Source organism: Microcoleus sp. PH2017_12_PCY_D_A (assembly GCF_020738565.1).
Lineage (GTDB): Bacteria > Cyanobacteriota > Cyanobacteriia > Cyanobacteriales > Microcoleaceae > Microcoleus.
This window is the reverse complement of sequence record NZ_JAEQCI010000107.1, coordinates 1-18,585: the sequence shown is the minus strand read 5'-3', so window position 1 is coordinate 18,585 and position 18,585 is coordinate 1. Positions and strand designations below refer to the sequence as shown.

The window sequence follows — 18,585 nt, the reverse complement described above, 5'->3', positions numbered from 1 at the left end:
TGACCCTCCAACTACTTACGGCTTTGAATTCCAATCTCTGGAAGATACTTTATTTACTGAAATTCTCGATTTCCCTGTGGGTGATGACCAACAATTTACCGTTGCAGTAGGAGATTCGATCCTCGGTAATTTCAGCCCCGGAGATAAATTAGACTTTGTTTCTTTATTGGGTTATCCAGTAGACAAGTTTAGAATCACTGGAATTGATTCGTTATTTGGCCCGACAGCAGAAACAGCATTTCCCATTCAATTAGCTTTTCAGGAAAGGGAAGGAAGTTTCAAGATGCGACAAATTCCCAGGCCAATTGATGCGGAAGCTGTACCGGAACCGGGAAGTATTTTGGCGGCTAATGGAATGCTGCTGTGGTTCGCTGCGATGCGGCATATTTTGCGGAAAAAGCGACAGGATGGTTGATAGTTGATAGTTGACAGTTGATAGTTGACAGCGAACAGCGAACAGCGGACAGTGAAATGAAAAAACTTTACACTTTGCTATATGCTTTTAGTCTCATTCTCATCAACCCTTGGGGAGGTAGCCGCGGCGAAATTTGGACGCAGCCTAAAGTTTTTGTTGTCTTGCTGATTGTGCTTTCAAATTTATCATTTTTATGGGAAGAAAGGAAACTTTTAACTTTTTCCCGGCAGTGGAAAATCTGCCTGGTTTTGTGGGGATTTTTTTTGACTGTGGGAGCGATTTCTACCCTGCAAAGTCCTTTCCCGGAGCGTTCTTTTTGGGGACAAGACCAAATGGGAGACGGCTGGCTGTACTGGCTGTTAATTTCTATTTTTAGCCTCACTAACAGGCTGCTGTTAAAACTGCATCCAGAATTGTTTCGCTGTCAAATGCGGGGTTTGCTGATTGGAGCTGTGGTTGTAGCTGTTAGCGTTTTTCCACAAGTTATTAACTGGCAAATTGATTATACAGCAACGAACGGTCAGTTGGTCGGGAATGATGTTTTGGCTAGTACGATTTTTCGCGGACAGCAGCCGATCGCACTTTACTCGCATCGCGGCCACGCAGCTATAGTATTGACTCTCGCCGCAGTTATTTCTTTGGTTGGTTGGAAGTGGAAGTTAATTAGCGATCGCACTTCCAGTCTCGCTTTATTTCTCATTCTCCCCGCTTTGCTATTTACCAACACTCGAACAGCAATTGTATCTTTAATGATAGCATTATTTTACTTGCTGGGACGGCAATATTACAAACAATTAATCCCGGCTATTTTTATTGGATTGCTGGCAATTAGTGCTATGACTTTTACAAGGCCGCTGGACTGGAATCGGGTATCTGTCGCACAAGTAATGTCCAGCCGAGATCCCCTGTGGGAGCTTGCTGTGCGGGGCATTCAAAAACGGCCTCTATTTGGCTGGGGTTTTGGCGGGTTTGGCATCGCTTATCCTTTTGTCACCAATCCTAATAACACTCCTGAAATTGTGAATCTAGGTCAGTTTTCTTACGATTATATTGCCCTAAACGGACAGGTTCGCACTGAAAAAATACCGAGTTATAAAGCTCACAACTTGATTTTAGATACTGCTGTTTCTACAGGCATTTTGGGGCTGCTTGCTTGTTTTACCTTGTGGGGATATTGCTTTTACTCTGTTATTAGGTCGCCGAATATCGGTATTGAAGCTGTGGCGATCGCCTATACAACTTTCGCGATCGCTTGGTTTGAGTCCGCTGAATACGCGCACATATTTTGGTGGGCGCTAGATTTTTCCGAATCGAGATTTCAGAGTTCAAAATTCACACAAGCAAGGGCGGATAGCTCTAGTTTTTGAGCTATCGACCATATTTTTGCTACAACCCGCTCACCCCAAAAACTACAAAATTTCGAGTTTTTACCGCCCTAAAAGCTTCACCAAACCGACGCCGCCAAAGTAAAGAGCGAGCACCGCACCCCCCAAAAGACTTTGCGTCAAAGGGTCAGTAGAAGGCGTTAAAACCGCTCCCAAAACAGCCGCACCCAAGACTACATAACGCCAGCCAGATAGCATTTTCTTAGAAGAAACTATGCCCAAAACGCCGAGCAATACTTGGACAATGGGGATTTGAAAAGCTAAACCGGTGCTGAACATTAACAGCAGTACAAATTTAAAGTATTTGTCGATCGACCACAACTGCTCTACAACATCCGCCCCGTAGGTAACAAAGAAGTTCAGCGCCGCCGGAATCAAAGCGATGTAAGCAAATACCAGCCCGCCCAAAAATAGGAAACTAGAACCGAAAAACACTGGCCCGAGCAACCTGCGCTCTTTTCGAGTCAAGCCCGGTAGCACAAATAGGGCTATTTGGTAAAAAATAAACGGAGTGGCGAGCAGCAAACCGCTGTATCCGGCGACTTCGATCGAAACAAAGAAATATTCGCCGGGAGCTAGTTGCAGAAACTTGACGGGCCCGGCGGGTACTTCTAGCAATTGTACGATCGGCTTAACGGTTAAAAAGCAACCAACTACGGCGACTGCTACTGCAATTAGTGAGTAGAAAAGTCGCTGTCGCAATTCTTCTAAATGGTCGAACAAAGACATCTCAACTTCGTCGGGAAGTTCGTCTAAATATTCGTTTTCTAGGTTGCGGGAACCCAGAAAACTGTCGGCGATTTGTGCAATGCTATTTTCCGCGCTAACTTCTTCGTCTTCTAAGTTACTGACATCCGTAGAATCCTCCGTGATTGGTGCAATGATATTTTCCGAGTTAACTTCTTCGTCTTCTAAGTTACTGACATCCGTAGAATCTTCATCAACGATTGTTGAAATGCTATTTTCTGGGTTAAGTTCTGCACCTTCTAGGTTACTCACACCCATAGAATCATCAGCGACTGGTGCAATATTTTCCGGGCTAACTTCTGCACCTTCTAAGTTGTTGACAGCCATCAAATCATCGGCGACTGGTGCAATGCTATTTTCCGCGCTAACTGGTTCGAGGTTGTTGTCGGAATCTTGTTCGGATGTCTCCAAGTCTGAGGGAGAAGTCATAAGGAATCGGGAATTGGTAATGGGGAATCGGGAATCGGTAATCGGTAATGGGGAATCGGAAATTGGGAATGGGGCCCAAAAGCATTGACCTTGGTTATTATAACCAACAAATAACAACCAACAAATAACAACCAACAACTAACTAATGACTACTGACTAATGACTTCTTCAATGCCGATCGCAATTTTGCCGACAGCGCGGCCGGTTTCGCTGTAAGCGTGGGCTGCTGCTACTTCTGGTAAGCTGTAAGTGCGATCGACAATCGGGTCAACTTTATCAGATTCGATTAACTCCCGCAAAATCCCCAAGTCGGCTGGGTTGGGATTGGCGAGAATGAATTTAGCTTTTTTACCAGGAATAAACCAGCTCGTCAACATCGGTGGGAAGTTGTCTAAACTCGGCAAAGTCGAGATATAAACTCCCTCCGGTTGCAGCACGTTTTCGCATTCAGCAAATGTTTTTGTCCCGACAGCATCCAAGATTATATCATACTTTTCGCGCTGTTGAGTAAAATCAATTTCTGCATAATCCAGAACATAATCGGCTCCCAAACCCTTGACAAATTCTCTATTCTTTGCGCTGCAAACTCCCGTTACTTCCGCATTCATTGCTTTAGCAACTTGCACCGCAAAAATCCCGACTCCGCCGGAAGCGCCGTTAATCAATACTTTGTATCCTGCTTTAATTTCACCCAAATCCCTGAGCGCTTGCAAAGCAGTTAAACCTGCGATGGGTACTGCTGCTGCTTCTGCATGGGTGATGTTTTTTGGTTTAAAGGCGGCACTCGATTCTGGCACCACAGCGTATTCGGCACAAGCACCGCCCGCGAGGGGATTTAAGAAGGTATAAACTTCGTCTCCCGGTTGAAATTTGGTGACTTCCCGCCCGATTTCTACGACAACTCCCGAGATGTCTGAACCGACAATTCGAGGAAAGTTAAATCCTGTGAGTAGTTGCAGGTGTCCTTGCCGGATTTTCCAGTCTACGGGATTGACGCTGCTAGCGCGAACTCTGACTAGCAATTCGTTGGATTTGGCGATCGGCTTTGACAATTCTCGGTACTGCAATTCCTCGGCGGAACCGTAGCGATCCAACGCAACTGCTTTCATGGCAAATTTTCCGGTCTATTTCTAATAGAACACTTTATCCTGTAAAATTATCATATAGCAATTTTATTTCGTTGGTGGGCGAGATTTATTTTTTTTGTTAACCGCAGAGAGCGCAGAGGGCGCAGAGAAAGAGAAATGATAGAGATGGGAAAATGATTGATTTAACTGGAAAGGTGATTTTAGTAACTGGTGGCTCGAAAGGGATTGGTGCAACGACGGTGCGGACTCTGGTTAATGCTGGGGCCCAGGTGATTTTGCATTACAGCAGCAGTCAAACTGAAGCTGAAGCGGTAGCAGCAAGTGTCGGGGGCGATCGCTGTTATTTATTAGCAGCCGATTTGATGTCACCAAACGCCGCCTCTCTTTTGTGGCAAGATGCTGTAAAATGGCGCGGTCATATTGATATTATAGTTAATAATGCTGGAATTATGCAGTCAGCGGGTATCGAGGACGATTTCGATATTTGGTCGTCGGCTTGGCAGCAAACTCTACAAGTTAATTTAGTTGCCGTTGCTGACTTGTGCCGGGAAGCAATTCTGCATTTCAAAACTCGCAGTGGCGGTACAATTATTAATATAGCAAGTCGCGCTGCTTTTCGCGGCGATGACCCGAATTATCTCCACTACGCTGCATCAAAAGGTGCTATTGTTGCTCTGACTCGCAGCATTGCTAGAGGGTTTGCTGCTGATAATATTTTGGCTTTTACTGTTGCGCCGGGATTTGTCAGTACAGAAATGTCTAATCAGTTTATCCAGGAGTGCGGCGAAGCACAGATTGTGCGCGATATCCCGATCGGCAAAATCGCCCCTCCTCAAGATGTCGCCAACGTTATCGCCTTTCTAGCATCGGGTTTGGCGCAGCACGCTACCGGAACAACGATCGACATTAACGGCGCTTCTTACGTCCATTGATACTATAATTTGATTGATATCATCTCCGACCGATTACCATAGCAAAAACGGTTCGTAGTGCGGACTTCAGTCCGCATAATGCTGCGGACTGAAGTCCGCACTACAAACCAATCTTATTGTGGTGAATCCACCGGACACGATCTGATAGGACTTTTGCAATCTTGTCAAAATTGTAGCGTGCGGCTAATACACAAAAGCCTACCTCCAAAGACTCACCTCGCACATCTTCCCGCCAATCAATTTATAACCTTAGCCAGACGCGAAAACACCAACAAAAGAATTAAATTTAGAGAAAATGCTAGCTTAAGGGAAACTGATTATGACAGCAGATAACGGAGCCAAAAGCAAACGAGTTGCCATACTCATCGAAAATGGAGTTGAAGATTCCGAATTTCTGGTTCCTTACAACGCCTTAAAACAAGCAGGATTTGACGTAGTTGTCCTCGGTTCGCGCACTAACGAAAAGTATGCAGGGAAACAAGGAAAAGTCGCCCAGCAAGCGGATGGAACTACCACTGAATCATTAGCAGAAGAATTCGATGCAGTGATAATTCCCGGCGGTATGGCTCCCGATATGATGCGGACAAATCCCAATACAGTGCGGTTTGTCAAAGAAGCGATGGAACAAGGAAAAATAGTCGCTGCTGTTTGTCACGGCCCGCAAGTTTTGATTGAAGCCGACGCGCTCAAAGGCAAAAATGCGACGGGTTTCTTGGCAATTAAAACAGACACGATCAATGCCGGAGCTAACTACATCAACGAACCTTTAGTAGTTGACGGCAACTTAATTACTTCCCGCCAGCCGGGAGATTTAGCAATATTTACCACCGCTATTCTGGCGCGCCTCGGTTACGGCGGTAAAGCAGTTGGTTTGCCAGAAGAAACCGACGCCAGTGCAGAATGGTGGAAACTAGCTAATGGTTGGGGTGGCTCGACACAAGCAGACATTGTTAAAGGTTTGAATACCGCCCTCGCAGGTGAACGTTATGCTTGCGAAGCGTTTCAGAATTATGCGGAAAAAACCGGAGATAGCGATTTGCGATCGCTCCTGGCGGAAATGATCCAAAATAAACAGCATCACATCCTCGCTCTCGAAAACCGCCTCAATGATTTCGGCGAAAAACCCTCAATTCCCGCCCAAATTGCTGACAAATACGCCAAATTAAAAGCCTCGGTGCAAGGAACAGATGAAACCTTCTTGCTGCGGAGCACCCTCGGCGATTTGCAAACAGGTGTTGTCGATATCAACAACCTGCGAGCGAAGTTCACAGATCCGGTATCAACAGACATCTTTACAGAGATAGAAGCAGATTTGTCCAAGTGCGAGCAAGTCGTGGCTAAACTCTTCCGCGCCCGCGCAGTTTCCCAAGAAATTAAAGCGCCAAAACCTTCGACTAGCCCCGCTGTAAAAATGTAATCTTCACGCGGATAAATAAGTTTGTAGTTGTGCTGGGGGGTTAAAACCCCCACTCAGAGCGCAACTACAAATTTTTTATGCAATTATAAAATATACGCCTTTGCGGTAAAATAAAACCCAAGCTTAAAAAGCCGACATCGAGTAACTGCAAGGTGGAGAGTTTTATTTAATGGGTTCTATTTTTGTTTCAGCCGGACACGGCGGGTTTGAAGGCAGCGTGCGCGATTCCGGGGCGATCGCCTTTGGCACCACCGAAGCACAGGAAATGATCCTAACTCGGGATTTAGTAGTAGCCGAATTGCAGAAGCGAGGCCTAACAACTTTCTCTGTGCCCGATACTCTAAGTTTAGTAGAAACTATCGCTTGGATCAACAACCGCTGCCAGCCGGGAGATGTAGCAGTAGAAATGCACGCCGATGCTTTTTCTAGCCCTCAAGTTCGGGGTGCTAGCGCGTTTTATATTGGTAGCAACCCCACGCGAAAAGCTGATGCAGATTTGCTGTTAAACGGCTATTTACGTCGGTGTCCCGAAGTACCGAATCGCGGCGCTAAACCAGATACTGAAGCAGGTGTTGGCAGCCTCGGATTTTGTCGCCGCATCAACATTCCTTCGATTTTAATTGAACTCGGTTTTATAACCAGCCCTGACGATTTGAAGGTATTTCAAAATCGCCGCCGTGATGTCGCCCTCGGACTCGCTGACGGACTTGAAGCTTGGTTAAACAATACTCCTTTAAAACCCTTACCGACACCGACACCGACACCGACACCGACACCGACACCGACACCGACACCGACACCAAAACCTATAGTTTATCCTTTAATTAATATCCAAATCAACGGTGCGCCGCACGAAGACAAAGGAATTTTGGTCAACGGAAATGCCTTTGTTCCTTCCGAAGTTCTAGACGCTCTCAATGTTAAACCAGAAACAGCCGATCGCCGAATCACTTACAATGGAGTAGTATTCGTGCGGGCTGTCGATTTGCGCGATCGCGAAATTTCCGTAACTTGGGATCAAGCCACCACATCAGTATCCCTGCGATCGCGCCGCGATATCCTCTCCGGCGTAGGAAAAATCATGGGACGCGGTTTAACTACCGCCCAACAAATCACAGTATTTCTCACCAAAACAAACAGCAAAGCCCTGGTAATATTTCCCAACCTACCTCAAATTTACGTCCAAGAAGCAGCCGCAGAAGGCGTCAATCACGACGTAGCTTTTTGCCAAATGTGTTTAGAAACAAACTATCTCAACTTTGGCGGTGCAGTCAAACCAGAACAATTCAACTTTGCTGACATGGGAATCGTCAGCCCCACAAATTCCGGCATTTCCTTTCCCGATGCCAGAACAGGAATTAGAGCGCAAATTCAGCACCTAAAAGCTTACGCCAGCACCGAACCAATCAACCAACCTTTAGTTAAAGAAAACGTGCGTTTTCGCTTTGTCAAACGTGGCGTCGCCCCCACCGTCAACGAACTTGCAGGCCGCTGGAATTCTGACCCTTTATACGGACAAAAAATCATCAACATCATCCGGCTTCTGTACGAAAATGCAAGTTTGTTATAACCTGCTCTGGATTTTAATCAGAACTTGTGCAAACCCTCTTGTAGTAGGGTGCGCAGTGCGCACCCTACTTGGTCTCCGTGCGCAGTGCGCACCCTACTTGGTCTCTTGCGCAAAGCCTCTTGTAGGGTGCGCACTGCGCACCTTTAGGTCTCCGTGCGCACCCTACTTGGTCTCCGTGCGCAGTGCGCACCCTACTTGGTCTCTTGTGCAAAGCCTCTTGTAGGGTGCGCAGTGCGCACCCTACTTGGTCTCCGTGCGCAGTGCGCACCCTACTTGGTCTCTTGCGCAAAGCCTCTTGTAGGGTGCGCAGTGCGCACCTTTAGGTTTCGGTGCGCACTGCACACCCTACTTGTTAACACTAAAACATAAGCTTTTCTTCCTTCTTCCTTCTTCCTTCTTATCACTATGGTTTCTAGCACAAATCGCTTTTCAGACATTCAAAATCATTGGGCAAAAATATTCATTGACGGCTTAGTAGAACGGGCCGTAATCAGCGGTTTTCCCGATCGCACTTTTCGCCCCAACAGCAACCTCACCCGCGCCCAATTCGCAGCCATAGTCAGCAAAGCCTTTCCCGTACCCGACAAACGGCCCTACATTCGCTTTATCGACGTGAGCGCCAACCACTGGGCCGCCGCCGCCATTGAAATAGCATATAAAAGAGGATTTATCTCCGGCTATCCCGACAACCTGTTCAAACCCGAAAATAAGATTACCAGAGCCGAAGCATTAGTTGCCTTAGTCAGCGGCATATTTGGGTCAAATGCTGCACCGACAAGCAATCTGGTTCTATCAAACATCTACCAAGACAGTACAGAAATTCCTAATTATGCCAAAAAGGCGATCGTCATAGCCACCCAATCCGAAATAGTCGTCAACGCCCCCAATTTAAACCTATTAAATCCCGCCGGAAACGCCACCCGAGCCGATGTCGCCGCCTGGGTTTATCAAGCATTAGTATATCTCAAAAGAGCACCACAAATATACAATCAATATATTATAGTTCTCAGCAAAGTTCCCAGGCCGCAAGTTTACGTCAACCACCAGCGAGAATTTCGCGGAGTTTGGATAACATCCGTATGGAATATTGACTGGCCATTCAGCAACAAACTCTCAACAGAACAGCAAAAAGCCGAACTCCTGAAAATCCTGGACAGGCTGCAAGAAATGAATTTCAATGCAATTATCCTCCAAATTCGAGCTGCGGGCGACGCCCTTTACGCCTCAGAATTAGAACCTTGGAGTGCATGGCTGACAGGAACTCAAGGAAAGCCACCCCAACCTTACTATGACCCTTTAACATTTGCAGTTACAGAAAGCCACAAACGCAACATCGAAGTTCACGCTTGGTTCAATCCGTACCGCGCCAAAGTTTCCACTCAAACCCCTCCCAACGTCCGCCCGCACCTCTCAGTTACCAATCCCGAATGCGTTTATCCGTGGGGCGACGACTTGTGGATGGATCCGGGAATTGATTTAGTTTTAGAAAAGACTTACAACGTAATTTTAGACGTAGTAAAGCGCTACGATATAGACGGCGTTCACTTCGACGATTATTTCTATCCCTATCCCATTGACGGCAAAGAATTTCCCGACAGCAAGATTTACAATAGTTATGTCTCCCGAGGCGGACAAATGAGTTTAGGAGACTGGCGGCGCGAAAATGTCAACAAATTAGTTAGAAGACTCGGACAAGGAATTAAAACAGTCAAACCGAACGTAAAATTCGGCATCAGTCCCTTCGGGATTTATCGGCCCGGACAACCACCGCAAAGTCGCGGTTTAGACGCCTACGAAACACTCTATGCCGACGCCAAAAAATGGTTAGAATCAGGTTGGGTAGATTATCTAAATCCTCAACTTTACTGGCGCATCGATCAAACAGCTCAAAGCTATCCAATGTTACTGCAATGGTGGCTAGAAAATAACCCCCAAAACCGACATATTTACGTAGGAAATAACCTAGGAAAGCTTGACGGCAATAAGTGGACTGTGCAGGAAATAAACAATCAAATTGAGATTACGCGCAACTCAAAAGACAGCTTAGCTTTAGGCAACGTTTTCTTCAGCATGAAAGCATTTAGCGAAAACCGCCAGCAAATTTACGATAATTTCAAATCCACTACATACACGCAACCCGCACTCGTTCCCGCCATGCCTTGGCAAAATGGAAAGCCGCCGGCCCCTCCAGTATCAGTCGTAGTACAAAAAGTGGGGAATAGCAATGTTTTGCAGTGGAAAAATCCCGCCGATAAAAACATCCGTTCTTGGACGCTTTATCAAAAGAATGGCGATAGCTGGAAGCTCATCAAAATCATCAATGCAGACACAGTACAAATCGCGGTAGGAACGGGAATTTATGCTTTGTGCGCCGTGAGTATCATGGCCGTAGAAAGTGTAGGAGTTTTCATAGAAATAGCAGCATAAAATATCAAGCACCCTCAAACAACCACAAAAATAAAGGTTTGTAGTAAGGACTTTAGTCCGCATAAAAGCAGGTTTGTAGTGAGGACTTTAGTCCGCATAAAAGCCCTCACTACAAACACTTTCTCTTGGCAAAGATGAACGCAACAGCAGCCAAGCCCCTCTTCCTTGTGATGAATGATATCAAGTCCAGTCGATTGACTGCGATACCTCGCTCGGCCGGGGCGGGTTTTTGAGATTGTCAATTATTGGCGAGTATGGTTGGTGAGGGGATCCCTACCATATTAATGGTAATCGACCGGACATAATATGACTAATGACTACCCTTCTGCTTTGCTCGGGGGGCAAGATGACTAATGACTAATGACTAATGACTAATGACTAATGACTTCTTCCCTCTTCCTCTAGATAGGAGACACCGTGGGTATAAATGCGTTATCGTGTTCCCAATATTTTGATGTTGAGGAAAAAAAAGCTGTGGTTCCCCTACGCGATGACAATCCCACCAGTATCACTCCCTACGTCACCTTCGGGCTGATTGCTGCAAACGTATTAGTATTTTTGTACGAACTCAGTTTGTCCGACGATCGCCAACTAACGCAATTTTTCTACTCTTGGGCGGTAGTTCCTTGCCAGTTAAGCAATATGTGCCGGGTGTCTCTGCCAGTTTCGCCATTTCCCGAATGGACGACGCTAATTAGCTCCCAATTCCTGCACGCAGGCTTTCTCCACATAGCCGGAAATATGTTATTTTTGTGGATTTTTGGCAACAACGTAGAAGACCGTTTAGGACACGTCAAATTTTTAATATTTTACCTTACTTGCGGCGTTTTAGCATCACTAACTCAGTGGTTTTTTTCCTCAGCATCGGCCATTCCGTCCCTGGGTGCTAGCGGCGCGATCGCAGGCGTGATGGGCGCATACATTCTCAGATATCCCCAAGCCAAAGTTCTTACTCTACTACCTTTGGGCATTTTTATTACTACAGTCAGAGTTCCGGCTTTCTTCTTTCTAGGATTTTGGTTTGCACAGCAAGCATTGAGCGGTTTGGCTTCCTTGAATGCGCCGGCAAGTGTGGGCATGGAATCCGGGGGAGTTGCCTACTGGGCCCACGCCGGTGGTTTTGTTTTTGGCGCGATTCTCGGCCCTTTATTGGGACTTTTTTCTGATGAAAATCAGATTTAACGGTTTGATCGTTCGGACTTTAGTCCTCGGAAAAATGCGGACTAAAGTCCTCACTACGAACCTAGATTGCGGTTTGATCGTTCGGACTTTAGTCCTCGGAAAAATGCGGACTAAAGTCCTCACTACGAACCTAGATAAACGTGAAGTCAAATCCCGAAAGAGAAGAAACTCCTGTTACACCATTTAACTTCGCCAAAATGCGAGAATCGTTGCCGGCGAGGTTGTTGCCATTGCCGTCATAAATGATGTATGTATTGCCACCGGAATCGTAGGCAAACAAGAATGCACTTCCTCCCAGAATATTTGCAGAAACAGTTGTCTGCACGTTCAGTAGAACTAGGGTGCCACTATTGAGATTCGGGAATCCGGGGGCAAAGTTAAATTGATCGGCGATCGGCACACCGAGACCGGTAAAATCAGTAATCACATCGTATCCGCCCGCGGCGATCGCAGCATTGATGGCCGCCGAAGAAGCCGCATCAAATGTCGGCCCGCCGTCTGCAGGACTGGTATAGCGGAATTGATTGCTGCCGCCGCCGCCCGTTACGGTATCTGCACCCAGGCCGCCTACGAGTACGTCGTTATCCAAGCCGCCATTCATCGTATCGTTGCCGCCTTGGCCGTCAACAGTATCTGCCCCTGCAAAACCGTTGAAATTGTCCGGCAAAGAGCCACCAACCAACCTGTTAGGCCCGCTATCAGCCGGCAAGATGGAAACGGCGATCGTACCCGTACCCGGAATTGTCCCGAATCCGTCGCTGACACTGTAGGTGAAAGTAGTTGTACCCGCTACGTTGCCGGGGATAAACTGCACCTGAGTGCCGAGATTCACAGCTATGCCCAGTTTTGGCGTGCCGACATTGATAATGCTGAGCGGCCCTTTTTGTGGGCTGGAATCGTTGGCCAGTACGTCGATGAACGTCGGCAGCAAATTATTCGTATTCGTAAATACGATACCGTCATCGCCAAGCACCGGCGGCAGGCTTGTCGGAAGGGTTGACGATGTATTGAAAGAGTTGATGTTAATCGCAACTGAGGCTGCCGCCGTGCCACCTTGATCGTCCGCTACGCTGTAGCTGAAGGAACCGGCTGACCCGATTACATCAGTTTTTGGTTGGAATTGCAGGCCTAGCAATTCCTGAACAGTCAGTTTTTGGTTCAGGGCGATCGGAGTTGTACCGACAACTACTTGACCGAAATTCGGATTGGGAACTCCGATTACTCCGATCGACAATGGTTGCCCCTCTGGATCTGTCGGCTGCGAAATACTTAGAGACAGAGGCGAATTCTGCAAAGCAGTCAGCGTTTTACCAGTTTCGACGATCGGCAGTTCGTTAGGAGTCGGAGATGTAAAACTGGGCGGCACCGGCCCCCCGCCAAAAGGTGGAGGAGTTGGGGTTGTCGCAGTTGGAGTCGGGACAATAGAAGGACTCGGACTCGGAGTTGTCCCCGGTGATGGAGTCGGGCTGGGAACCTGTGTCGGTAATGTCCCCGGCGACGGAGTTGGACTCGGATTTGTCCCGGGTGATGGTGATGGAGTCGGACTCGGACTTGTCCCCGGAGTTGGACTTGTTGCCGGAGTTGGACTCGTTGCCGGAGTTGGACTCGTTGCCGGAGTTGGACTCGTTGCCGGAGTTGGACTTGTCGCCGGAGTTGGACTCGTTGCCGGAGTTGGACTCGTTGCCGGAGTTGGACTTGTCGCCGGAGTTGGACTCGTCGCCGGAGTTGGAGAAGCAGTTGTCCCCGTCGGTGGCGGTGTCGTAACAGGTTTTGTCCCCGTTGCGGGTGTCGGAGAAGCACTTGTCCCCGTCGGTGTCGGAGAAGCACTTGTCCCCGTCGGTGTCGGAGAAACACTTGTCCCCGTCGGTGTCGGAGAAGCATTTGTCCCCGTCGGTGTCGGAGAAACACTTGTCCCCTGAATGGTGAAGGGATTATCTTGTACGCGCGGTATTCGACCCGTGGTGAACCTAGATTCATCTAGCGAACTAGGTCGCACATCAAGCAACACCGCCAAAAATTCGCCAGTTTGCTTGTCCTGAATAATCGTGTTGCTAGAATTCGAGCCTTGACCCTGGAAGATGTTTAACTGTGTAAAGTTCAAACCTCCAGCCAGACCGATCGAATCTCCGACCTTAAAATCTCTGATTAAATCAGCATCACCGATCTCGCGGCCGCCAGTAGTCAGAAACCCGCTACTAGAAACTGACGTACCAACCCTACCGAGAACAAAGATATCCGAACCCTCGCCTCCTGTCAGAGTATCAGACCCGCGATCGCCCGTCAGAATATCATCCCCAGCATCCCCAGAGAGAAAATCATTGCCATCTCCTCCAAATAGCAAGTCATCGCCCTCGCCACCCTCACCAGTATCGTTACCAACACCGCCGCTGATGACATCCCCGCCGTCTGCGCCCAAAAGAATATCATTGCCCGCAGCGCCGATCAGGCAGTCATTGCCCGTGTCGCCAAAAACAGTGTCACTACCCTTGTCGCCAAAAATCAGGTCATCTTCCGCACCTCCGCGCAGACAGTCATTGCCTTTACCGCCGTACAGCGTATCGTTGCCTTCCAATCCCAAGACAACATCATTGCCCTGATCGCCAAAAGCTGCATCGTTGCCCAGTTCGCCAGAAACCAAGTCATCGCCTTTGCCGCCCCGCACGGTGTCATTACTGCGTCCGCCTTCAACGATATCTTTACCAGCGCCACCATTGAGAGAATCGTTACCGTCTTCGCCCCTGATGATATCGTCCCCGTCCCGACCCAGAATCGTGTCGTCCCCGTCGCGCCCGGAAATCGTGTCGTTGAACAAGCTGCCGATTAAATAGTTATTCCCGTCATTGGCGACAACTACACCATCGACAAACAGCGGCTGTGGGGGAGGCGTGGGTACAGTCGGAGTTGGTCGAGGCACCGGTACGATCGAAATCCCCGGGCCTGTCCCCATCATCGTCGGAGTTGTCCCCATCATCGTCGGAGTTGTCCCCGTCATCGTCGGAGTTGTCCCCGCCATCGACGGAGTTGTCCCCGTCATCGACGGAGTTGTCCCCGTCATCGACGGAGAAGTCCCCGTCATCGACGGAGTTGTCCCCGTCATCGACGGAGAAGTCCCCGTCATCGACGGAGTTGTCCCCGGCGACGGCGTAGGAGTGGTCTCCGGTATAATAATTACTGGTACTGCACTGGGCATTTTTCGGACTCCTTGCGACGCTACTCAAAAACGACTAGATAAACTTAAAGTCAGAGGCAGTAATGACGGTGCTAAGAGCTCCCGGCACTGTAGGAATAGAATTCAACACTGCCAAATCGAAAGCTGGGAGACTGTCGTCTGCCACATTCGGGTCAAAGCCAAGAACATACTGGTTAAAAGTATTGTTCAGGTACACGAAGAAAGCTCCAGTTTTGCTCGAACCGTTTTGATTCTTCAACACTGCATTGATTGCTTGAGCGTTGTCAAATTTAGATTCAAACAAAATCACTTCTTGCTTGCTGATGTTGTCGCCGCCACTGCCGATATTCCTGACGATAAAACTGGTGAAATCGTTAGTAGTTCCCGAGTTGGTTAAACCTGCGAAATTTGACGACCTGAACAAGAATCTGTCGGTGCCGGTGCCATTAGCATTAAAGTCAGTAATGATATCTACACCTTCACTCGGAGTTTCGTAGTAGAAGAAATCATTACCAGCATCGCCGGTGAGCAAGTCAGAACCGTTCCCGCCGCCCAAAATATCATTGCCCGCACCGCCGGAAAGCGAGTCATTGTCATCGCCACCCAATACCAAGTCGTTGCCGAAGGCGCCGCTGAGACAGTCGCTACCGGCGCCGCCGTCTACAGTGTCGTCGCCCGCTTCGCCCAACAGGGAGTCGCCGCCGCCCTCGCCTAATATGTAGTCGTTGCCCGCACCTCCGAGTCCGGTGTCGCTGCCTTCTCCACCTAAAATGGTGTCTTCGCTATCGCCGCCGGAGATCGAATCGTTATTGATACCGCCATCGAGCAAGTCTCTGCCGATGCTGCCATCGAGGATGTCGTCGCCGGCACCGCCCTCGATCGAGTCGTCGCCAATTCCACCCAATAATGTGTCGGTGCCGCTGCCTCCAAGTATCGAGTCCTCGCCGGCTTCTCCCAATATCGAATCATTCCCAGCGCCGCCGTCAATGGTGTCGCCGTTGTCACCGCCCGAGATGATGTCATTGTCATTGCCGCCGAACATCAAATCGTTGCCCAGTCCGCCAACTAGCGAATCTATGCCATCTTCGCCATTGATGGTGTCGTTGCCCAGTCCGCCGTCGAGGTTGTCGTTGCCGATCGAACCCAGCAGCGAGTCATTGCCTGCATCACCGAATGCAAAGTCGTCGCCGCCCCTGCCGTCGATGATGTCGTCCCCGGCACCGCCTGAGATGGTATCGTTGCCTGCCCCGCCGATGATGTAGTCGCTGATGTTGCTGCCTGTAAAGCTGCTGGCAGGAAGTGCGGTGCGATCGACAATATTATCTACCACCGTAATGCTGAAGGATGCCGGCCCGATCTTTGAAGACCCGTCGGAGGCTGTAAACGTGAAACTGTCGCTGCCACCTCCTGCTAACAAGTTGTATTTGACAATGTTGTTGTTGACATCGTCTTGGCTAAATTTGCCGCCCACGTTGAGAAATGTGGTGCCCCTTTGCACAAAACCTCTGGTAGCGTCGGGGGCTTTAGTAATCGTGTAAACAATTTCCGATGGAGGGTTGTCGGGATCTGTCACCAACAAATCGGCGGCGGTGATTGTCTGAGTCGGAGCACTTTTGGCAACCACCACACCATCGTTAATAACTAGCTGTGGGGGGTTGCTGACGTTGATAGTTACTGTTGCCTGAGCAGTGCCGCGGTTGCCGTCTGAGATCGAGTAGCTGAAGCTGTCAGAACCAGAGAAGCCAGCATTTGGGGTGTATTGGAAGTCGCCGCCGCCCAAGGGAGTCAGAGTTCCTTTGGCTGTTGGGGTAAAAGTCGTAACAGTCAGAGGGTTCTTGTCCGCATCGGTGTCGTTCAACAAAACATTGAAACTGAGACCTTGACCTGAAACCGTGGTGAAGTTGTCGTTAACTGCGACTGGAAGCTGATTGACAGGTGTCGGACTCGGACTTCCTGTCGGCGTCGGACTTCCTGTCGGTGTCGGGCTTCCTGTCGGCGTCGGCGTTGGACTCGGACTTGCCGTCGGCGTGGGGAAGATTGGCCTCGGACTCGGCGTCGGAGTGTCTGTGGGAGTCGGAGTGTCTGTGGGTGTGGGAGTCGGACTCGGTGTCGGAGTTGGTGTGGGAGTCGGACTTGCCGTCGGTGTGGGAGTCGGCGTCGGACTCGGAGTCGGCGTCGGAGCTGGTAGTGGGGTGGCGCTGCCTGGAACTATGGGGGCAATTACAAATGAGCTGCGTCCCAAGGTTCTGCTGTCTACTCCGGGCAATACTGCTAAAAAGTCGCCGCTGACGCCGTTGCGAATAATGGTGCTGCCGGCTTTGCTGTCGGTGCTTTGGAAGATTACCAAATCTTCAAACTTGAGGTCGCCGCTCAGCCCGATCGCATCTTCACCTTGGCGAAAGTCTGTGAAAATATCAGCATCGGCGATATCCGGGCCGCCTGTGGTGAGAAATGCTGGGTTAGTGCCGTTGCTGCTGCTGCCACCGGGGGTGCTGAAGGTACCGATAACGAAGACATCTCTGCCTTCGCCTCCTGCTACTATGTCTTTGCCTGCTTCGCCCCAAAGAATATCGTTGCCAGCACCACCGTCCACGATGTCGTCCCCAGCACCGCCGAACACGATGTCGTCGCCGTCACCTGCAAAAATGGTATCCGCGCCACCATTGCCGTAGAGCCAGTCGCCTCCTTCGTTGCCAAATAGCAAGTCTTCGCCTTCGCCACCGAAGAGCGAGTCATTACCTTGATCGCCCCAGAGAACGTCATCGCCGCGATCGCCCAAAAAGCTGTCGTCGCCCAACCCACCGCGCAAGCTGTCGCTGCCTTTGCCGCCGTAAGTCGTATCTTTGCCTTCGCCTCCAATTACCGTATCGTTGCCGTCATTGCCGTACAACAAATCGGGGTTATTTCCCCCGTCGAGGGAGTCGCTGCCTTTGCCTCCGTACAGGGTATCGAGTCCTGAACCGCCGTCGAGCACGTCGTTGCCGGGGCCGCCAAACAATACGTCCTCATCATCGTTGCCAAATAATAAATCGTCGCCGACCGATCCTTGCAGGTTGTCGTTGCCTTGCAGCCCGGAAATCACGTCCGGCCCTGGACTGCCAACTAACGAGTCGTTGGTTTCTGTTCCCCGGATTACGCCCCCGATGATTGAGGGTGCGGTATTGCCTCCGCCCAATGTGTCGTCTATGCCGCCAAATGTGTCGTCGGAAGGCCTTGGCGTCGTCGGTGTCGGCGTCGTCGGTGTCGGCGTCGTCGGTGTCGGCGTCGTCGGTGTTGGTGTCGTCGGCGTTGGCGTTGTCTCCGGCGTTGGCGTTGGCGTTGGCTCAACTATAATAATTGGTACTGCACTGGGCATTATTTTGGCTCCTTATCAAAGACGATCCCGATTAACTTTAAGAAGTGATTAGTATCAGCTTGTTGCCACAAATCTGGCCTAAAATTGATTATTGACACTCCCCGGTCTGAAGACGCGGGGATTCTTAAGGACAAACTTTGGGGGATGAATCCGCCCAAAGTTTAATTCTTAAAGGGTTAGTCAGTAACCCGCTACCCACTCGCTCAATAATTGAGTCTATGGCTACTTTTGATTTCCTAATGATGTTTGCCGCACCGTTAACATCTGCATTCAGAATTGATTTCTGAGCAGAACGGTATAAACCTCGTTTAATTCTTTTACCAGACGGTTGCCAATTGTCGGGTTTTTCACCAACTTTCACTGGCAGTATGTCTCGATCCAAGAAGCTAGCTTTTGAGGTGTAGGATTCGTCTTGCTCTACAAATCTCCATCCTCTGAGAGCGCACTCTTGTTGTAGTCTATCTTTGAC

General features: G+C 49.3%; 11 protein-coding genes and 1 pseudogene. 7 read left to right on the top strand and 5 right to left on the bottom strand.

Annotated elements, in window-relative coordinates; translation table 11 throughout:
* Nucleotides 1-415 (top strand): PEP-CTERM sorting domain-containing protein (locus tag JGK39_RS26015; protein ID WP_293297830.1); only part of this gene is annotated, 415 nt, incomplete at its 5' end.
* A gap of 56 nt (nt 416-471) precedes the next feature.
* A complete protein-coding gene (locus JGK39_RS26010) occupies nt 472-1,782 on the top strand; it encodes an O-antigen ligase family protein (protein ID WP_293248771.1) in 1,311 nt (436 codons plus the stop codon).
* 60 nt (nt 1,783-1,842) lie between these two features.
* Here the strand turns inward: JGK39_RS26010 and tatC are convergent, their stop codons facing one another.
* Together tatC and JGK39_RS26000 are read right to left on the bottom strand one after the other, a co-directional pair.
* Nucleotides 1,843-2,610, bottom strand: a complete 768-nt coding sequence (gene tatC / locus JGK39_RS26005; RefSeq protein WP_293248881.1) for a twin-arginine translocase subunit TatC — start codon at nt 2,608-2,610, stop codon at nt 1,843-1,845.
* A 515-nt stretch (nt 2,611-3,125) separates the two neighbouring features.
* Nucleotides 3,126-4,085: an NAD(P)-dependent alcohol dehydrogenase gene (locus tag JGK39_RS26000; protein WP_293248768.1), complete on the bottom strand. Its 960-nt coding sequence runs from the start codon at nt 4,083-4,085 to the stop codon at nt 3,126-3,128.
* Between the two features lie 152 nt (nt 4,086-4,237).
* On the opposite strand from JGK39_RS26000, the gene JGK39_RS25995 reads away from it, so the two are divergent.
* The 5 genes from JGK39_RS25995 to JGK39_RS25975 all read left to right on the top strand — a co-directional run bounded on the left by JGK39_RS25995 (nt 4,238) and on the right by JGK39_RS25975 (nt 11,592).
* Nucleotides 4,238-4,996: an SDR family oxidoreductase gene (locus JGK39_RS25995; protein ID WP_293248765.1), complete on the top strand. Its 759-nt coding sequence runs from the start codon at nt 4,238-4,240 to the stop codon at nt 4,994-4,996.
* A gap of 319 nt (nt 4,997-5,315) precedes the next feature.
* Entirely contained in the window at nt 5,316-6,413 is a 1,098-nt protein-coding gene (locus JGK39_RS25990; RefSeq protein WP_293248762.1) for a DJ-1/PfpI/YhbO family deglycase/protease, read from the top strand.
* 169 nt (nt 6,414-6,582) lie between these two features.
* On the top strand, nt 6,583-7,983 hold the full coding sequence (locus tag JGK39_RS25985) for an N-acetylmuramoyl-L-alanine amidase (protein WP_293248759.1): 1,401 nt from the start codon (nt 6,583-6,585) through the stop codon (nt 7,981-7,983).
* 405 nt (nt 7,984-8,388) lie between these two features.
* Nucleotides 8,389-10,410 carry a family 10 glycosylhydrolase gene (locus JGK39_RS25980; RefSeq protein WP_293248756.1) on the top strand — a complete coding sequence of 674 codons (2,022 nt, stop codon included), beginning with the start codon at nt 8,389-8,391 and terminating at the stop codon, nt 10,408-10,410.
* Between the two features lie 474 nt (nt 10,411-10,884).
* Nucleotides 10,885-11,592 (top strand): rhomboid family intramembrane serine protease, encoded by a 708-nt coding sequence (locus JGK39_RS25975; RefSeq protein WP_293248753.1) that lies wholly within the window; start codon nt 10,885-10,887, stop codon nt 11,590-11,592.
* Nucleotides 11,593-11,722: 130 nt separating this feature from the next.
* Here the strand turns inward: JGK39_RS25975 and JGK39_RS25970 are convergent, their stop codons facing one another.
* From JGK39_RS25970 to JGK39_RS25960, 3 genes and pseudogenes are all read right to left on the bottom strand, one after another.
* On the bottom strand, nt 11,723-14,782 hold the full coding sequence (locus JGK39_RS25970; RefSeq protein WP_293248750.1) for a calcium-binding protein: 3,060 nt from the start codon (nt 14,780-14,782) through the stop codon (nt 11,723-11,725).
* A 34-nt stretch (nt 14,783-14,816) separates the two neighbouring features.
* Entirely contained in the window at nt 14,817-18,116 is a 3,300-nt protein-coding gene (locus tag JGK39_RS25965) for an Ig-like domain-containing protein (RefSeq protein ID WP_293248747.1), read from the bottom strand.
* A gap of 124 nt (nt 18,117-18,240) precedes the next feature.
* Nucleotides 18,241-18,585: pseudogene (locus tag JGK39_RS25960) on the bottom strand (RNA-guided endonuclease TnpB family protein); the annotation flags it as partial.

Excerpts from the sequence above, each read along its gene's own strand:
- JGK39_RS25980 (WP_293248756.1), top strand. The coding sequence starts at position 8,389 with ATGGTTTCTAGCACAAATCGCTTTTCAGACATTCAAAATCATTGGGCA.
- JGK39_RS26000 (WP_293248768.1), bottom strand. The coding sequence starts at position 4,085 with ATGAAAGCAGTTGCGTTGGATCGCTACGGTTCCGCCGAGGAATTGCAG.
- JGK39_RS25970 (WP_293248750.1), bottom strand. The coding sequence starts at position 14,782 with ATGCCCAGTGCAGTACCAGTAATTATTATACCGGAGACCACTCCTACG.
- JGK39_RS25995 (WP_293248765.1), top strand. The coding sequence starts at position 4,238 with ATGATTGATTTAACTGGAAAGGTGATTTTAGTAACTGGTGGCTCGAAA.
- JGK39_RS25965 (WP_293248747.1), bottom strand. The coding sequence starts at position 18,116 with ATGCCCAGTGCAGTACCAATTATTATAGTTGAGCCAACGCCAACGCCA.
- JGK39_RS25990 (WP_293248762.1), top strand. The coding sequence starts at position 5,316 with ATGACAGCAGATAACGGAGCCAAAAGCAAACGAGTTGCCATACTCATC.
- JGK39_RS25985 (WP_293248759.1), top strand. The coding sequence starts at position 6,583 with ATGGGTTCTATTTTTGTTTCAGCCGGACACGGCGGGTTTGAAGGCAGC.
- JGK39_RS26010 (WP_293248771.1), top strand. The coding sequence starts at position 472 with ATGAAAAAACTTTACACTTTGCTATATGCTTTTAGTCTCATTCTCATC.